Raw genomic sequence first — 16,163 nt, 5'->3', positions numbered from 1 at the left:
GAGTCACGGACCAAGAGCGCACAGCAACATCATCACGAGGGAAGGAGTCCCGTGAAGCTGGACTGGCTCAAGGACGTTGCCCTGGACCCGGGGCCGCACGTCTCCGTCTACGTCGACGCGACCCGCGACCGGGAGACCGGGGCCCACGACATCGACCTGCGCTGGCGCGACGCCCGCGCCGCCCTCGCCGGCCAGGGCGCCCCCGAACCCGCCCTCGCCGCCCTCGACTCCGTCGCCACCGAGCCCACCGGCCTCGGCGGCCCTCTCGGCCGCGCCATGGTCGCCACCGCCTCCGGCCTCGAGCTCGACGTCGTGCTCCCGGCCCCGCCGGTGCGCGAGGAGGCCACCACCGGCCCCGTCGCCCACCTCATGCCCCTCGTGCGCTCCACCGCCGACGACGTGCGCTACGTCCTCGTCGAGCTCGACCGCGCCGGCGCCGACATCACCGTCGCCCGCTCCGACACCGTCGAGGCCCCCCGCAAGCAGACCGTCGAGGGCGGCCACGACCTGCTGCACAAGGTGCCCGGGGGCGGGTGGGCGGCCCTGCGCTACCAGCACGCCGTCCAGGACTCCTGGGACCACAACGCCGCCGCCGTGGCCGACGAGCTCGCCGCCGTCGTGCGCGCCGAGCGTCCCGAGGTGGTGCTCCTGACCGGCGACACGAAGGCCGCCGCCGCCCTGAAGGACAAGGCCGCCCCCGTCGTGCTCGACCTGCTCGTGGAGGTGCAGGGCGGCGGCCGCGCCGCCGGGACCCGCGAACGCGCCTTCGCCGCCAACGTCGCCCACGCCCTCGACGAGGTCCGCGCCCGCCGCCGGCAGGCCGTCGTCGACCGGTTCACCCAGGAACGCGGCCGCCAGGGGCTCGCCGTCGAGGGCATGGGCCCCGTCGTGGCCGCCCTGCGCGCCGGGCAGGTCGCCACCCTCCTGCTCCTGGACGACCCCCGGGCCGGCGGGCACCTGTGGGCCGGGCCCGGCCCGCTGGAGGTCGCCACCACGACCTCCGACCTGCACGCCCTCGGCGTCCAGGACGTCGAGGAGGTCCGCGCCGACGCGGCCCTCGTCCGCGCCCTCGCCGCCTCCGACGCCGAGATCGAGCTCGTGCCCCGCCCCGAGGAGGACGGCGAGGAACCGCTGCTGACCATGACCGACGGCATCGGCGCCCTCCTGCGCTACGCCACCTAGCCGGTCGCGGGGGGTGGATCGTTGTGACAACGGTCGCGGTCAACGGCAGCGTTGTCACAACGATCCGCCCCCGGACGGGTAACCTTCCAGGCTCCTGACCTGGGAGGACGACACACCGTGATGGGTCCGGCGCACGCCGCCAGCGGACTGGCGGCCGGGGCCCTGACCCTCGGCCTCGCCGCCGCGCACCTCGGCATCGACCGCCCCCTGGAGCAGCTCGCGTGGGTCGTGGCCTGCGGCGGGTTCGCCTACCTGCCCGACCTGGACCAGAAGGGCTCCACCGCCGGCTCCATGTGGGGACCCCCCACCCGCGCGCTGTCGCGCGTCATCGGCGTGCTCGCCCGCCGCCACCGCGGCGGCACCCACGACCTCGTCGTCGCGCCGCTCGTCTTCGGCGTCCTCGCCGCGTTCGCCGCCAGCAACCACTGGTCGGCGCTGGTCGTGCTGGCCCTCGCCATCGGCCTGGCCCTGCACTCCGTGGCCCAGCTCGTCCCCGGCGACACCGAGAAGACCGCCCTGGGCAACCTCGTCGTGTCCTTCCTGGCCGCCTGGTGGCTGACCCGGCAGGGCGTCGTGCTGCCCTGGCTGCCCGTCGCGGTCGCCGGCGGCGTCGTCGTCCACGTCCTCGGCGACGCCCTCACCACCGACGGCGTGCCCGTGCCGTTCACGACGTGGCTGCGCAAGAAGCCCCTGACGGTGGGGCTGCGGCTGTTCCGCGCCGGCCGCGGGCCCGAACCGCTGCTGCAGTACTTCGTCTTCCCCGTGCTGACCGTGCTGGGGCTGGTGCGGTACGTCGGGCCCGTGCGGCACCTGCTGACGCCGCTGGTGTGAGGTCCGCGGCACCCCCCGCGCCCCGGCACACTGGTGACGTGGCGAGACAACCCTGGTGGCGGGCGACGAGCACGCTGGAGCAGTCCAAGCGGTCCGGGCTCCTGTACGCGGTCGTAGCCGTCGCGTCGTGGGGCGTGGTCGTCTCCGACCCCAGCCCGCTGGCCTGGCTGGCGGCGGTGGCCTTCAGCGCGGGGGCCGTCTACTTCCTCGCCGCGTGGCGGGTCCGGCGCTCGCGCGAGGGGGAGTAGCTCACCCCGCCGACCGCTCACCCCGCCGGCCGCTCGCCCCGCGCCAGGTCGTCGGCCAGGTCGTCGTGGGCCAGCACCGACGGGTCGACCTGACCGGTCCGGTACGCCGCCCGCCCCACCACGTGCGCCGCGACGGGCACCGTCAGCAGCTGGAACGCGCCGATCGCGACGATCATCGCGACGTCGGTGGCCCGGTGCAGCTGCAACCCGACCGCGACGAGCGACAGCAGGACCCCGAGCACCTGGGGCTTGGCCGTCGTGTGCATGCGGGCCAGGAGGTCGGACAACCGCAGCAGCCCGACGGCCGCGAGCAGCGTCAGCAGGCAGCCCAGCAGCAGCGCGACCGGGACGACGACCTCCGCGACCGGGTTCACCGCTTGCCCCTCTCCTCGTCCGACTCCTTCGCCGCGTACCGCGCGACGCTGACCGACCCCACGAACCCCACGAGCGCCAGGACGACGATCACGGGCAGCGTCGTCGCGTGCCGGTTGGCCGCGGCCTCCACGCACAACCCGATGACGACGGTCGCGACGACGACGTCCAGGGCGACGACCCGGTCCAGCATCGTCGGGCCCTTCGCCACGCGGATCAGCGCGCACAGCGCCGCGACGGACAGCATCCCCACGCACAGGGCGACGACGACCGGGTTCACCGCGGACCCCCGTCGCACAGGCTGTCGGACCCGTCGGCCCGGCAGCGGTCGAGGTACTGCGCGTACACCTGCGGCGTCGCGAACGTCCGCAGGACGCGGCGCTCCGTGAGCAGCACCTCGCGGCGGATCCGCTGCCGCCCCTCCTCGGTGTCGACCCCCAGCGCGTGGACGTAGATCGACCCCTGACCGCCCTGCAGCGACGGCGCCCCGAGCTCGACGATGACCGACCCCGGGACGAGCGAGACCAGTTCCGCGGTCATCGTGACGAACAGGTCCGACCCCGAGTGCAGCGGGACCTTCACCACGGAGTTGCGCGGCTGCCGCCCCGGCCTGACCGCGAGCCACGCCACCTGGGCGCTCGCGGCGAACAGGTCGACGACGAACCGGGCGAGCAGCGCCACGATCCGCAGCGGCCGGAGCCGGACCCCGAACGTGACCTTCGGCATCGGCAGCACCACCGTGACGAGCAGGGCCAGCACCGTGCCGGAGACGACGTTCGCCCACGACACGTCGCCCCACAGCAGCAACCACAGGACGACGAGCCAGACCAGCAGCGGCGGGCTCACGCGTTCGCGCAGCGACAGCACCTGGGCGTTCACGAACCCACCTCCGGGACCCGGTCGTGCAGGACGGTCGACGTGTACGGCGTGCGGTCCAGCAGGTCCTGCGCCGCGCGGTCGCTGATGCCGAACAGCGGCCCCGCGACGACGGTGATGCCCACCCCCACGGCGACGAGCGCGGCCGTCGGGACGACCATCCCCAGGGGCGTGCGCGTCCCGACGCGGGTCGCGGTGGCGAGCCCGCCGACCTCGCCGGACGGTTCGGTCTGCGGTTCCTGCCAGAACGCGCGGTTCCACACCTTCGCGATGGCGTAGAGCGTGAGCAGGCTCGTCACGACGCCCCCGGCGACGAGGACGTACGCCGGCCACGTCCCGACGTCGACGCCGGCCTGCAGCAGCCCCAGCTTGCCGAGGAACCCGGAGAACGGCGGGATCCCCGCGAGGTTCATCGCCGGGACGAAGAACAAGACCGCCAGCAGCGGCGTGCGCTTCGCGAGCGAGCCCAGCGCGTCCAGCGACGTGCTCCCCGCGCAGCGCTCGATGAGCCCCGTCACGAGGAACAGCGTGGTCTGCACGGTGATGTGGTGCGCGACGTAGAACACCGCACCGGACAACCCGCCGGCCGTGCCGAGCGCCACCCCGAACACCATGTACCCGATGTGGCTGACCAGGGTGAAGGACAGCAGGCGCTTGACGTCGTTCTGCGCGACCGCGCCCAGGATCCCCACGACCATCGTCGCCAGCGCCACCCACAGCAGCAGCCGCGACGCCTGCCCGCCGGGGAACAGCAGGGTCTCGGTGCGGATGATCGCGTACACGCCGACCTTCGTCAGCAGCCCCGCGAACACGGCCGTCACGGGAGCGGGCGCGGTGGGGTACGAGTCCGGCAGCCACGCCGACAGCGGGAACACCGCGGCCTTGATGCCGAAACCGACGAGCAGCAGCAGGTGCAGGACGAGCTGCACGTCCGGGTCGACGTCCCGCAGCCGCACCGACAGCTCCGCCATGTTCACGGTCCCGGTCGCCGCGTAGACCAGGGCGATGGCCGTGAGGAACACCATGGACGACAGCAGGCTCACGACGACGTAGGTGGTGCCCGCGCGGACGCGGGCCGCCGTCCCGCCGAGCGTCAGCAGGATGTAGCTGGCGGCCAGCAGGATCTCGAACCCGACGTACAGGTTGAACAGGTCCCCGGACAGGAACGCGTTCGACACCCCGGCCGACAGCACGAGGTAGGTCGGGTGGTAGATCGAGACCGGCGTCCCCTCCTCGCCGTCGGCGACGCCCTGCGCGAGGGAGTACACCAGGACGGCCAGGGTCACGACGGAACTCACGACGAGCATGAGCGCCGACAGCCGGTCCGCGACGAGCGGGATGCCCAGCCTCGCCGGCCAGCCGCCGACGTCCACGGAGTACGTGCCGCGTCCGCGGTCGGTCAGCACGAGCACCGCGACCGACGCGGCGACGACGACGCTCAGCGCCGTCACCGAGATGGTGCGCTGCGCGCGGGGGCGCCGGGCCAGCGCCAGGGTCAGGCCCGCGGCGAACAGGGGCAGGACGACGGGCAGGGGCAGGAGGACGCGCGCCCACTCGGTCACGGGGACACCCCCTGCTCCGAGCTCGTCGCGGTGGTGTCGTCGTCGTAGCTGGCGGACGTCTCGTCGAGTTCGGCGCGGCGCACGATGCGGCGGTCCTCCACGTCGTCCTGGACCTCGTCGTGACCGCCGATCTGCCAGCTGCGGTAGGCCAGCGCGAGGACGAACGCGACCATCCCGAGGGTGATGACGATGGCCGTCAGCACCATCGCCTGGGGGAGGGGGTCGCTCATGGTCTCGGCGGTCGTCCCGCCGCTGAGGATCGGCGCGCGACCGGGCCGTCCGCTGGCGACGAGGAACAGGACGTTGATCCCGTTGCCGAGCAGGACGACACCGACCAGCACGCGGGTCAGGGTCCGTTCCAGCAGCAGCGCCACCCCGCAGGCGACGAGCACGCCGGAGACGACGATCAGGGTCAGGTTCGGGCTCACGGGGAGACCCCTTCCTCGATCTGGCGGTCGATCTCGGCACCCAGGCTGCGGATGACGTCGACGACGAGGCCGACGACGAGCAGGTACACGCCGACGTCGAAGAACAGCGACGTCACGAGCTTCACGTGGCCGAGCACGGGCAGGTCGAACTGCAGGATGGCCGTCTGCAGGACGTTGCCGCCCAGCAGGATCCCCACGAGGCCGGTGCCGGCGGACAGGAACAGCCCGCTGCCCAGCAACCAGCCCGCGTTGACCGGGACGGCCGTGTTGAACTCGTACCGGCCGCCCGCGAGGTAGCGCACGACGAGGGCCAGCCCCGCGACGAGCCCGCCGGCGAAACCCCCACCGGGCTGGTTGTGGCCGGAGAACACGAGGTAGACCGAGAGCACGACGATCGCGTGGAACGTCAGCCGGGTCACGACCTCGAAGACCACCGAGCGGCGTTCGGGGTCGACGGTCCCGCCCGCGGGCAGCCACGTCGTGGGCTTCTGCGGGGTGTTCTCCTCATCGTGCGCGGCGAACGCCTGGTCGATGGAGCCCATGCGGCGGCGGAACACCAGGGAGGCGACGCCGGTGGCCGCGACGAGCAGCACGGAGATCTCGCCCATCGTGTCCCAGGCGCGGACGTCGACGAGGGTCACGTTGACGACGTTCCTCCCGCCGCCGTAGTCGTACGCCCACTGCGGCAGCCCGATCGACGTCGGCACCGCGACCCGCGCCCCGGAGGCGACGAGCGCGAACAGCGACGTGCAGGTGCCCACCGCGACGCCGATCGCGATCCGCACCCACCGGGTCGCGGCGAGCGGGCGCGAGGAGAAGAACGGCGGCAGCCGCCGCAGCGCGAGGACGAACACGACGAGCGTGATCGTCTCGGCCAGCGCCTGCGTCAGCGCCAGGTCCGGGCCGGCGTGCAGCACGAACAGCAACGTCACGCCGTACCCCGTGACGCCCGCGAGCATCACGGCACGCAACCGCCGCCGGGCGCGGACGGTGAGGACCGCCGCGACGACCACGACGACCCCCACGACGACCTGCCCGAGGTCGTCGTAGAGCACCACGTCGGACGGCCACGGCTGCGTCCACAGCAGCGCCCCGCCGGGGACGAGGACGACGACGAGCAGGATCGAAGCCAGGTAGACGGGCAGCGAACCGCGCTGCGTCGCCCCGGTCACCTCCACGGCGACGCGGTCGACGGCGCGGACGGTCCGGCGGTACGCGCGGTCGGCGGCGGGGACGGCCGGGGCCTGCGCCTGCAGCAGTTCCACCTGGTCGCGCACGAGGAACAGCAGCCCGGCGAGCACGAACGTGACGACCGTCAGCACGAGCGGCAGCCCCACCCCGTGCCACAGCGCGAGGTGCTCGGCCTGGCCGGGCAGGTCGTGCGCGATGAGCACGGCGGGCCGGTCGACGAGCGGCGCGAGCGGACCGGCGAGGAGCGTGACCGCGGCGAGCACCAGGGGAGCGGCGAGGAGCGCGGCCGGGGGCCTGGGCGCGGTGGAGTCGGGGACCCCGGGTTTGCGGCAGAACGTGCCCCACACGAACCGCGCGGAGTACGCGGCGGTCAGCACCGAGCCGAGGACGAGGACGCCCAGGACGAGGGGGTCGTCCTCGAACGCCGCGTACGCGGCCTCCTTGGCGACGAACCCCGACGCGACCGGGACGCCCGCCATCGAGGCGGCCGCGACGGTGCCGACGACCGCGAGCAGCGGCATCCGCCGCCCGAGCCCGGACAGTTCCCGCAGGTCGCGGGTGTGCGTCTGGTGGTCGACGATCCCGACGACGAGGAACAGCGCCGCCTTGAACGTGGCGTGCGCGACGAGCAGCGCGATCCCGGCCGTCGTGGCCGCCGCGGTCCCCGCGCCCACGAGGACGGTGAGGAACCCGAGCTGGCTGACGGTGCCGAACGCCAGGAGCAGCTTGACGTCGTGCTGGCGCAGCGAGCGGTACCCGCCGACGACCATCGTCGCCAGGCCGAGGACGAGGACGGTGGTCCGCCAGGCGGGCAGTTCCGCGGCGGCGGGCGCGAACCGGGCGATCAGGTAGATCCCGGCCTTCACCATGGCCGCGGCGTGCAGGTACGCGCTGACGGGGGTCGGCGCGGCCATCGCGGCGGGCAGCCAGAAGTGGAACGGCACGAGCGCCGACTTCGAGACCGCGCCCACGAGGACCAGCACGACGGCGACCGTCGCCCCGGTCCCGGTGGGGAAGTCCTCGAGCACCTCCGAGAGCCGGTAGGTGCCCGCCGACTGCCCGATGACGATCAGCCCGACGAGCATCGCCAGCCCGCCGAACGTCGTGACGACGAGGGCCTGCATCGCGGCGCGGCGGGCGCTGCGCTGGTGCGCGTCGTACCCGATGAGCAGGTACGAGAACACCGTGGTGAGTTCCCAGAACACGTAGAGCTGGACGAGGTCGTCGGCCAGGACGAGGCCCGTCATGGCGCCCGTGAACGCCGTCAGGACGGCCGCGAACCGCGCCGACCCCGGGTCGTCCCGGTGGAAGTAGCTGCCGCAGTAGAGCAGGACGAGCGCGCCCACACCCCCCACGAGCAGGGTGAGGACCCAGGAGAGCGGGTCAAGCCGGAACGCGAGCTCGGCATGCAGCGAGGGGACCCAGTCGACGACGACCCGGGGCCCGTCGCCGCACAGGACGGCGGGGCCCTGGAGCGCGGCCCAGACGGTCGTCGCCGCGGGGGCGAGGGCGAGCACGCTGAACGCCCGGCGGTCCAGGAGCCGGACCAGGGGCACGGCGAGGACGGCGGCGACAGCGTGGACGATCAGCAGTGTCAGCACGGCCGGTCCTCACGATCGGGGGGCAGGTCGGTCCTCACAGGGTAACCCGGAGTTTCGTTCTGTTCGATTCCAGGCGTGGCGCGAGGGGCGCTGTTACCGTGGCCGGGTGTCATCGACCGTCGCCCGGCACGGCGCCGAGGTCACCGTCCGGCCCGGCCTCGAAGGGCTCCCCGAACTCGCGGACCTCCTCGCGGAGCACCCCTCCGGTGCCCTGACGCTGAAGGTGGGACGCCGCGGTGTCGTCGTGCCCCCCGAACTGGCCGTCGCGCTGCGCGAGGCGGTGCACGCCCTCGCCCACGGCGAGGCCGTGACCCTCACCCCGCACGAGGCGCTGCTCACGACGCAGGAGGCCGCCGACGTCCTCGGCGTCAGCCGGCCCACGCTCGTGCGGCTCCTGGAGTCGGGGGCGCTGCCCTACACGAAACCCGGGGTGCACCGGCGGGTGCGGCTGGAGGACGTCCTCGACTACGCCGAGTCCCACCGCAGCGCGCGGGCGCCGCTGCCGCAACACGGCTGATCCCCCGCTCCCCTCGCGCGGGTACCCCCTGGGGGTCACCATGAGGTGGTGAGCGACGCCCGCGGACCCGCCCGCGGCCCCGTGGTGCCGCGCGTCCTGCTCGTCGTCGCCCTGGTCCTGGGCCTGTGCGCGATGCACGTCCTGGCGGCCGCCGTCAGCCGGCACCACGCCACCGTCCACGCCACCGCCCACGCCACCACCGTCCACGGCACCGGCGGCCACGCCCCGGCCGGGGACCACGCCCGGCCGGCGACGGCGCCCGGCACCCCGGCCGCCGTGCGCACCACCGACCAGCACGACCACCACGCGACGACCGACTGCGTCCTGTTCCTGTCCGCCGGCACCGCGCTGCTGGTGGTGCTGCTCGCCTGGGCCGCGGCCCGGGCCCTGCGTCCCTCGTACCGGCTCCTGGACCCGTGGCCGGGCCGGGTCACCGCCACCACGCCCTGGCGCGGGCCGCCGCCGTGGCACTGGCCACGGATCCGCCTCTGCGTGATCCGGGTCTAGGCCGACCCCCTGCGCGTCGTGGACGACCACCGTCCACGCGCCGCTGCGTCGTGCCCCCACCCGTGACCCACCCGAGGAGATGCACCCCTGATGCGCACCACCACCCGCACGACCCGCACGACCCGCGCCGCCGCCCTGGGCGCGGCCGCGACGCTGTCCCTGCTCCTGGCCGCCTGCGGCGGCGGCGACACCGGCTCGATGGACCACTCCTCCATGGCGTCGGAGTCCTCGGAGTCGTCGGAGTCCTCGACGACCTCGCCGAGCCCCTCGGCCGGCGCCGCCGGCGGCGTCGACGCCGAGCACGACGACCAGGACGTGGCGTTCGCCCAGATGATGATCGTCCACCACCAGGGCGCCCTGGAGATGGCGCAGCTGGCCACCACCCGGGCCTCCAGCCAGGAGGTCAAGGACCTCGCGGCCGGGATCTCGGCCGCGCAGGAGCCGGAGATGGAGGCCATGAGCTCCTGGCTGGCCGCCTGGGGCGCACCGGCCACGGCCGCCCCCTCGACGGGCGGCATGGACGGCATGGAGGGCATGGACCACTCCTCGACGGGCGGCTCGGCGTCGGGGATGCCCGGGATGATGACCGAGGAGCAGATGACCCGGCTGCAGGACGCCACCGGCGCCGACTTCGACCGGATGTTCCTGCAGATGATGGTCGAGCACCACACCGGTGCCGTGCAGATGGCCCGGACCGAGCAGGAGCAGGGGTCCAACCCGCAGGCCCTCGAGCTGGCCGACTCGATCGTGACGAGCCAGACCGCCGAGATCCAGCGGATGGAGCAGCTGCTCACCACCCTGGGCTGAGCCCTCCCCGGTGGGCCGCGGGGACGTCCCGCGGCCCACCGGACCGGTCCACCCCCCCCGGCGCGGAAATACCCCCTGGGGGTACTGAGGTTGGAGGTGAGCGCGCCGCTCACCCGATCCCGAGGAGGCACCGATGTCCCACGACCACACCACCCGCACCCCCGCCGGTCACGCCGACCACGCGGGTCACGCCGACCACGCAGGTCACGCCGGTCACGGCCCGACGTCCTGGGCGATGGCCGCCCGGGCCACGCTGCACTGCCTCACCGGCTGCGCCATCGGCGAGGTCCTGGGCATGGTCGTCGGCACCGCCCTGGGCCTGCACAACGCCGCCACCGTGGTGCTCTCGATCGCCCTGGCCTTCGTCTTCGGCTACGGCCTGACCGTGCGCGGGGTCCTCGGGAGCGGCGTCGACCTGCGCAGCGCCCTGAAGGTCGCCCTGGCCGCCGACACCGTCTCCATCGCCGTCATGGAGGTCGTCGACAACACCGCCGTCGTGGCCGTCCCCGGCGCCATGGACGCCGGCCTCGGCAGCTGGCTGTTCTGGGCCTCCCTCGCCGGCTCGCTGGCCCTGGCCTTCCTCGTCACCACCCCGGTCAACCGGGCCCTGATCAGCCGGGGCAAGGGTCACGCCGTCGTCCACGCCCACCACCACTGAGCGCGGGACGGTCCCCCGCCCGTCCTGTCGTAGCGTGGTGGGTCGGTGGCGACCCGGTCGCGACACCCCGTCCAGCGCGAGGAGGCGCGGTGCAACCGCAGCAGGACCCACCGGCGCCCGCCCCCGTCGCCGGCCGGCCGCCGGGCGAGCGGGACACCCGCGTCGCCGTCGACGCGGTCCTGCTGCCGTCGGTGTTCAGCGGCACCCCCGTCGCCGTCGTCGCCCTCGACCGCGACGGCGCCGTCACCGCGCTCACCCCCGTCGCCGAGCGTCTCCTCGGCTGCGCCGAGGCCGACCTCGTCGGCCGGCCCCTGCTCGAGCACCTGCACCACCAGCACCCCGACGGCCGCGTCGTGCCGCCCGCCGACAGCCCGATCCTCGCCGCCCTGGAGCAGGCGCGGCCCGCCGCCGGCGACGGGGTCTTCGTGCGCGGGGACGGTTCGGCCCTCGGCCTCGCGTGGGCCTTCGCACCCACCGTGCTGGCCCGCACCCTCGTCGGCGGGGTGCTCACCTTCTCCGACACCGCCGCCCAGCACGCCGAGGCTGCCCGTCAGCGCCGGCACGTGGCCGCCGTCGAGGAGGCCAACGTCCGGCTGGCCCTGCTGGCGGAGGTCGCGCGCGTCCTGGGCGAGACCGACGACGTCGTGGCCGGCCTGCGCGCCCTGGCCGACCTCGTCGTCCCGGTCCTGGCCGACTGGGTCACCGTCGACGTGCTGGCCGAGGACGGCACCAGCCTGGAACGGGTGGCCCTGACCCACCGCGACCCCGCCCGGCGCGCCGCCACCGCCGCCCGCGTCGGCCCGCTGCCGCCGCTGCGCCCGGGCATGACCAGCCGGCTGGCGCAGGTCCTGCACGGGGCGACCCCGCAGCACCAGCGGATGCCGCCGCCGGACCAGCTGCGGTCGCTGGTCGTCGACGACCTGGCCGCCGAGCGGGTGGCGCTGGGCCTCGAGCTCGGCGCCTCGGAGTGGATCACCGCGCCCCTGCGCGCCCGCGGGCGGACCCTGGGGGCGATCACGCTGGTGCGCGCCGACGGCAGCCGCCCCTACCGGGCTGAGGACCTCGACTTCGCCGCCGACCTCGCCGCCCGCGCCGGGACCCTCCTGGACACCACCCGCGTCCTGAGCCGTCAGGTCTCCCGCGCCGAGCAGATGCAGCGCGCGCTGCTGCCGGACCTGACCGCGCGCATCGGGCCGTTGGAGCTGGCCGGGCTCTACCAGCCGGCCAGCGACCTGGCCCAGGTCGGCGGGGACTGGTACGACGCCTTCGTCCTGCCCGACGAGAGCACCGGCCTGGTCATCGGGGACGTCGCCGGGCACGACCTGCACGCCGCGACCCGCATGGGCGCCATCCGGCACAAGCTGCGCGCCCTGGCCGGGGACCGGATCGCCCCGCCCTCCGACGTCGTCGCCCGCCTCGACCGGGTGCTGCAGCGCTTCGCCCCCGACGACCTCGCCACCGCCGTCTACGCCCGCCTGGACACCACACCCCGCGGGCCGCGCCTGCAGTGGTCCAACGCCGGGCACCCCCCGCCGCTGCTGCTGACCGGGGGGCGGCCCCCGCGGCTGCTCGACGACGTCGTCGACCTGCCCCTGGGCGTGGCCGACCTGGACCGCACCGACGCCGAGGTGCACCTCGGTGGACCCGGTGGGCAGGGCGGGGCGGCCCCGGTGACGCTGGTCCTCTACAGCGACGGCCTCGTCGAACGCCCCGGGGAGTCGCTGACCGCCGGGTTGCGGCGGCTCCTGGACGCCGGCGCCGACCTGGCCGGGGTGCCGCTGGCCGACGTGGGCCCGGAGCTGCTGGCCCGGCTGGACCCCACCGGCCTGGACGACATCGCCGTCCTCACCGCCCGGCTCGGGCCACCCGGGGCCGGCTGAGGCCCCCGCTCACCCCGGGCAGCTCCCCGGGCACGTCCCAGCGCTGGGGGACGCGCTCGTCCGTGGCGCGGCGAGGTTCAGCGCTTGGCCAGGTGGAACCACACGGTCTTGCCCTCGGCGGGCGGGTGGGCCGGGGCGAGGCCCCACCGGGTGGCGAGCTGGTCGATGAGGGCCATGCCCCGCCCGCCGGTGGCCTCGAGGCCGACGCGGCGCACGACGGGCAGGGCGGAGCCGGTGTCGGTGACGGCGATGCGCACGTGCTCCTGGCCGCACGTCACGTCCACGGTGACGGGTCCGGTGCCGTGGCGCACCGCGTTGGCGATCGCCTCGGAGGTCAGCAGCTCGACGACGTCCTCGTCGACGGGACCGGAGCAGGCCGTGACGCAGCGTGCGATCTGATCGCTGACCCAGCGCCGTGCGGTGGACACGGCCGAGAGTTCGGCGGGCAGGACGAGCTGAGCCATGATCCTCCTCCTGCGCCCCCACCGCGGTGGCGCGCGCTGCCAGGTCCTTGCACGGAGCCACTATCGCGCCAGGTCCGGTGTTCCGTCGCGGTGTACCGGCAGCCGGTGGGGCACCCACCGCGCGTGCGCGGCGACGAGCGCCGTCGTGGGGCTGCGGTGCGTGAGCGCGGCGGCAGCGGTACAACCAGCAGTAGCAGAGCAACTGCGGAGCGCCTCGGGCGCGGCGAGCACAGGGCGGGAGTCGTGGTCGAGCCGTGGGAGCAGTACCGGGTCCTGCCGGCCGGGGCGGTCGGCGTGACGGCGACGCCGCCGACCCCGCTGCCTCCGCTGCCCCCGCCGAGGCGGCCAACCCGGTGCTGCAGCGCCTGGCGGCGCTGGCGGCGCGGCTGCTGGCCGCCTCCGCGTCGCAGGTCTCGCTGCTGACCGACGTGCAGACCATCGGGGCGGTCTCGGGGCAGGACCGGGCGCTGGTGGGGTCCACGGGACCGCTCGTGGACTCCCTGTGCACGGTGACCGCTGCCCACGGGGCGCCGCTGATCGTCCAGGACGCCGTCCGCGACGAGCGGGTGGCGTCCCTGCCGCCGGTGGCCAGCGGCGCGGTGGGTTCCTACCTGGGTGTCCCCCTGCAGGGCCAGGACGGCCGCGTGGTCGGGGCCCTGTGCGTCTTCGACCCCGTCCCGCGGGTGTGGCACGACGACGACGTGGAGCTGCTGAGCGACCTGGCGGCGGCGGCGGCCGCGGAGCTGCAGCTGTCGGCGCTGTCGCTGGACCACGAGACCGACCGGCTGCGCTGGCAGCTGGCGGTGGCCGCCGGCGGGGTGGGCAGCTTCGACTGGGACCTGCGCAGCGGCAGGCTGAACTGGGACGCGCAGCTGCTGACGATGTTCGGTTACGACGAGGCGGAGTTCGGCCGGACCATCGAGGACTTCGACGCCCGCGTGCACCCCGAGGACCGGGGCAGGGTGACCCTGGCGCTGGAGCAGGCGATCGCGGAGTGCGGCCCCTACGAGGCGGAGTACCGCGTGGTGCTGCCCGGTGGCCGCACCCGCTGGGTCAAGGCCAAGGGGGAGGCGCTGGCCGGTGTCGACGGGCGGGCGCGGCGCGTGCTGGGCGCGGCCTACGACACCACCAGCGAGCACGAGCAGGACCTGCGCATCGCGCGGGTGCTGGAGTCGATGTCGGCGGCGTTCTACTCGGTGGACCGCCAGTGGCGGTTCACCTACGTCAACGCCGAGGCCGAGCGCCTGCTGCAGCGCCGGCGCGAGGAGCTGCTGGGCGGGGTGCTGTGGGAGCTGTACCCCGACGCGGTGGGGTCCGCGTTCGAGGTCGAGTACCGCCGTGCGGTGGACACCGGTCAGCCCGTGATCTTCGAGTCGTACTACCCCGCGCCGCTGGACGGCTGGTACGAGGTGCGGGCCTGGCCGGACCCGGACGGGCTGTCGGTGTACTTCCTCGACATCACCGCCCGCCGCACCGCGCAGCGGCAGGCGGAGACGGAGCGGGCGGCGGCGCAGGAGGCGCTGCGCACCGCCGAGCAGGCGCTGTGCCGGGCGGAGGAGTCCCAGCGCGCCGCGGAGGAGTCCCAGCGCGTCGCCGAAGCGGCGCAGCGCGAGGCGCGGCAGGCGCAGCAGGCCGCGGAGCGCACCGCCGCCCGGCTGGCCCTGCTGGCCCGGGTCAGCGCGGACCTGTCGGCGACGCTGGACACCGAGGAGGCCGTGGCCCGGCTGGCGCAGCACCTGGTGCCCACGCTGGGGGACTGGTGCCTGGTCACCCTGGTCGGGGAGGACGGGACCCTGCGCGACATCGCCTCCTGGCACGCCCGGGAGGAGCTGCGGCCCCTGGTGCACCGCTACTGCGAGACCCGGCTGAGCTCGATCCGCTCCTCGTCCTCCTTCCTGCACCAGGCGCTGCGCACCAACCGCCTGGTGCTGGTGCCTCCCGGGGCCACCGAGACCATCGCCGCCCTGCTCCACGGGGAGGCCCGGGACCTGGTGCGCCGACTCGCCCCGCACTGCGCGCTGGTGCTGCCGCTGCGGGCGCGGGGGCGCACCGTGGGGCTGGTCACCCTCTTCCGCGACGAGGGCTCGGGGGACTTCGGCGAGGAGGTCCTGCTGACCGCGACCGAGGTCGGCGACCGCGCCGGGCTGGCCCTGGACAACGCCCGCCTGTACGGCCAGCAGCAGCACGTGGCCGAAGGGCTGCAGCGGGCCCTGCTGAGCGCACCGGTGGAGCCGGACCACCTGCAGATCGTGGTGCGCTACCGCCCCGCCGCGCAGGCGGCGCAGGTGGGCGGGGACTGGTACGACGCGTTCCTGCAGCCCGACGGGGCGACGGTGCTGGTCATCGGGGACGTCATGGGCCACGACATCGAGGCCGCTGCGGCGATGAGCAAGGTCCGCTCCATGCTGCGCGCCATCGCCCACTACAGCGGCGGGGGGCCGGCGGAGGTGCTGTCCGGTCTGGACGCGGCGATGGAGGGCCTGGCGACGGGGACGACCGCCACCGCGGTGGTGGCGCGCCTGGAGCAGCGCGAGGACGAGCAGGAGCGGGGCGTGACGCGGGTGCGCTGGTCCAACGCCGGGCACCCCCCGCCGGTGCTGCTGGCCCCGGACGGCACGGTGACGACCCTGAGCGGCCCGCGCCACGACCTGCTGCTGGGCCTGGACCCGGGGTCGCCGCGCACCGACGAGGAGGTCGTCCTCGACCGCGGCGCCACGCTGCTGATGTACACCGACGGCCTGGTGGAGCGGCGCGACCAGGACTACGACGAGGGTCTGCTGCGCCTGTGCGACGCGGTCGGTGAGCTGGCCGGGGAGGACCTGGACGGCCTGTGCGACGGCGTCCTGGCGCGGCTGCTGCCGGAGCACGTCGAGGACGACGTCGCCCTCGTCGCCGTCCGCACGCACCCCCAGGACCGTCCCCGCCCCCCGGAAGCCGGGCCCAGCCGGGTGCCTGGGAGCCTGCCGCGACCCTGACCCCGGCGGCGACGACGCCGGGGTGCCGACCCGCTCGCTCCGCGTCCCGGTGCGCCCGCCGGGG

16 protein-coding genes are annotated in these 16,163 nt (G+C 74.9%); 9 read left to right on the top strand and 7 right to left on the bottom strand.

All coding sequences use genetic code 11. The features are described from left to right. Nucleotides 1-51 precede the first annotated feature (51 nt). The 3 genes from BJ968_RS11505 (at nucleotide 52) to BJ968_RS11495 (ending at nucleotide 2,261) form a co-directional block, all read left to right on the top strand. Nucleotides 52-1,182, top strand: coding sequence for a baeRF2 domain-containing protein (locus tag BJ968_RS11505; RefSeq protein WP_179751941.1), 1,131 nt, complete (start codon nucleotides 52-54; stop codon nucleotides 1,180-1,182). Nucleotides 1,183-1,302: 120 nt separating this feature from the next. Beyond that, entirely contained in the window at nucleotides 1,303-2,013 is a 711-nt protein-coding gene (locus BJ968_RS11500) for a metal-dependent hydrolase (protein WP_179751939.1), read from the top strand. A gap of 38 nt (nucleotides 2,014-2,051) precedes the next feature. Next, nucleotides 2,052-2,261, top strand: a complete 210-nt coding sequence (locus BJ968_RS11495) for a hypothetical protein (RefSeq protein WP_179751936.1) — start codon at nucleotides 2,052-2,054, stop codon at nucleotides 2,259-2,261. Nucleotides 2,262-2,278: 17 nt separating this feature from the next. Here the strand turns inward: BJ968_RS11495 and mnhG are convergent, their stop codons facing one another. From mnhG to BJ968_RS11465, 6 genes are read right to left on the bottom strand one after another with little or no spacing between them, the layout of a single operon-like run. Further along, on the bottom strand, nucleotides 2,279-2,635 hold the full coding sequence (gene mnhG / locus BJ968_RS11490; protein WP_179751934.1) for a monovalent cation/H(+) antiporter subunit G: 357 nt from the start codon (nucleotides 2,633-2,635) through the stop codon (nucleotides 2,279-2,281). Beyond that, nucleotides 2,632-2,913, bottom strand: a complete 282-nt coding sequence (locus tag BJ968_RS11485) for an MrpF/PhaF family protein (RefSeq protein ID WP_343077972.1) — start codon at nucleotides 2,911-2,913, stop codon at nucleotides 2,632-2,634. Before BJ968_RS11485 ends, mnhG begins: the two co-directional genes overlap by 4 nt. Beyond that, nucleotides 2,910-3,512, bottom strand: a complete 603-nt coding sequence (locus BJ968_RS11480) for a Na+/H+ antiporter subunit E (protein ID WP_179751932.1) — start codon at nucleotides 3,510-3,512, stop codon at nucleotides 2,910-2,912. The genes BJ968_RS11485 and BJ968_RS11480 overlap by 4 nt, the downstream gene beginning before the upstream one ends. Continuing rightward, the gene (locus BJ968_RS11475) at nucleotides 3,509-5,071 is read right to left on the bottom strand and encodes a Na+/H+ antiporter subunit D (RefSeq protein WP_179751930.1); all 1,563 of its coding nucleotides are present in this window, start codon (nucleotides 5,069-5,071) and stop codon (nucleotides 3,509-3,511) included. Before BJ968_RS11475 ends, BJ968_RS11480 begins: the two co-directional genes overlap by 4 nt. After that, complete coding sequence (locus BJ968_RS11470) at nucleotides 5,068-5,499, bottom strand: Na(+)/H(+) antiporter subunit C (RefSeq protein ID WP_179751928.1); 432 nt, start codon at nucleotides 5,497-5,499, stop codon at nucleotides 5,068-5,070. Before BJ968_RS11470 ends, BJ968_RS11475 begins: the two co-directional genes overlap by 4 nt. Further along, on the bottom strand, nucleotides 5,496-8,291 hold the full coding sequence (locus BJ968_RS11465) for a Na+/H+ antiporter subunit A (protein WP_179751926.1): 2,796 nt from the start codon (nucleotides 8,289-8,291) through the stop codon (nucleotides 5,496-5,498). Before BJ968_RS11465 ends, BJ968_RS11470 begins: the two co-directional genes overlap by 4 nt. Nucleotides 8,292-8,397: 106 nt before the next feature. Here BJ968_RS11465 and BJ968_RS26610 point away from each other — a divergent pair, with 106 nt between their 5' ends. From BJ968_RS26610 to BJ968_RS11440, 5 genes are all read left to right on the top strand, one after another. Next, entirely contained in the window at nucleotides 8,398-8,808 is a 411-nt protein-coding gene (locus tag BJ968_RS26610; RefSeq protein WP_218885005.1) for an excisionase family DNA-binding protein, read from the top strand. A gap of 48 nt (nucleotides 8,809-8,856) precedes the next feature. Next, a complete protein-coding gene (locus BJ968_RS11455; protein WP_179751924.1) occupies nucleotides 8,857-9,315 on the top strand; it encodes a DUF6153 family protein in 459 nt (152 codons plus the stop codon). 90 nt (nucleotides 9,316-9,405) lie between these two features. Continuing rightward, nucleotides 9,406-10,122, top strand: coding sequence for a DUF305 domain-containing protein (locus BJ968_RS11450; RefSeq protein WP_179751922.1), 717 nt, complete (start codon nucleotides 9,406-9,408; stop codon nucleotides 10,120-10,122). Nucleotides 10,123-10,255: 133 nt separating this feature from the next. Continuing rightward, complete coding sequence (locus BJ968_RS11445; RefSeq protein ID WP_179751920.1) at nucleotides 10,256-10,780, top strand: DUF4396 domain-containing protein; 525 nt, start codon at nucleotides 10,256-10,258, stop codon at nucleotides 10,778-10,780. Nucleotides 10,781-10,869: 89 nt separating this feature from the next. Further along, nucleotides 10,870-12,660 (top strand): SpoIIE family protein phosphatase, encoded by a 1,791-nt coding sequence (locus BJ968_RS11440; protein ID WP_179751918.1) that lies wholly within the window; start codon nucleotides 10,870-10,872, stop codon nucleotides 12,658-12,660. Nucleotides 12,661-12,737: 77 nt separating this feature from the next. Here BJ968_RS11440 and BJ968_RS11435 read toward each other — a convergent pair whose 3' ends face one another. Further along, the gene (locus BJ968_RS11435; RefSeq protein WP_179751916.1) at nucleotides 12,738-13,124 is read right to left on the bottom strand and encodes an ATP-binding protein; all 387 of its coding nucleotides are present in this window, start codon (nucleotides 13,122-13,124) and stop codon (nucleotides 12,738-12,740) included. A gap of 353 nt (nucleotides 13,125-13,477) precedes the next feature. On the opposite strand from BJ968_RS11435, the gene BJ968_RS11430 reads away from it, so the two are divergent. Further along, nucleotides 13,478-16,099 carry a SpoIIE family protein phosphatase gene (locus tag BJ968_RS11430; RefSeq protein WP_343077970.1) on the top strand — a complete coding sequence of 874 codons (2,622 nt, stop codon included), beginning with the start codon at nucleotides 13,478-13,480 and terminating at the stop codon, nucleotides 16,097-16,099. The last annotated feature ends 64 nt before the right edge of the window (nucleotides 16,100-16,163 follow it).

Origin of the sequence: Kineococcus aurantiacus (assembly GCF_013409345.1) — a bacterium.
Taxonomy (GTDB): Bacteria; Actinomycetota; Actinomycetes; order Actinomycetales; family Kineococcaceae; genus Kineococcus; species Kineococcus aurantiacus.
Note: the sequence above shows the minus strand (reverse complement) of the source record. Positions and strands in the feature narration are given on the sequence as shown.

Bases quoted from the DNA above. Each gene is read 5' to 3' on its own strand.
- BJ968_RS11435 (WP_179751916.1), bottom strand. From the start codon at position 13,124: ATGGCTCAGCTCGTCCTGCCCGCCGAACTCTCGGCCGTGTCCACCGCA.
- BJ968_RS11445 (WP_179751920.1), top strand. From the start codon at position 10,256: ATGTCCCACGACCACACCACCCGCACCCCCGCCGGTCACGCCGACCAC.
- BJ968_RS11450 (WP_179751922.1), top strand. From the start codon at position 9,406: ATGCGCACCACCACCCGCACGACCCGCACGACCCGCGCCGCCGCCCTG.
- BJ968_RS11500 (WP_179751939.1), top strand. From the start codon at position 1,303: ATGGGTCCGGCGCACGCCGCCAGCGGACTGGCGGCCGGGGCCCTGACC.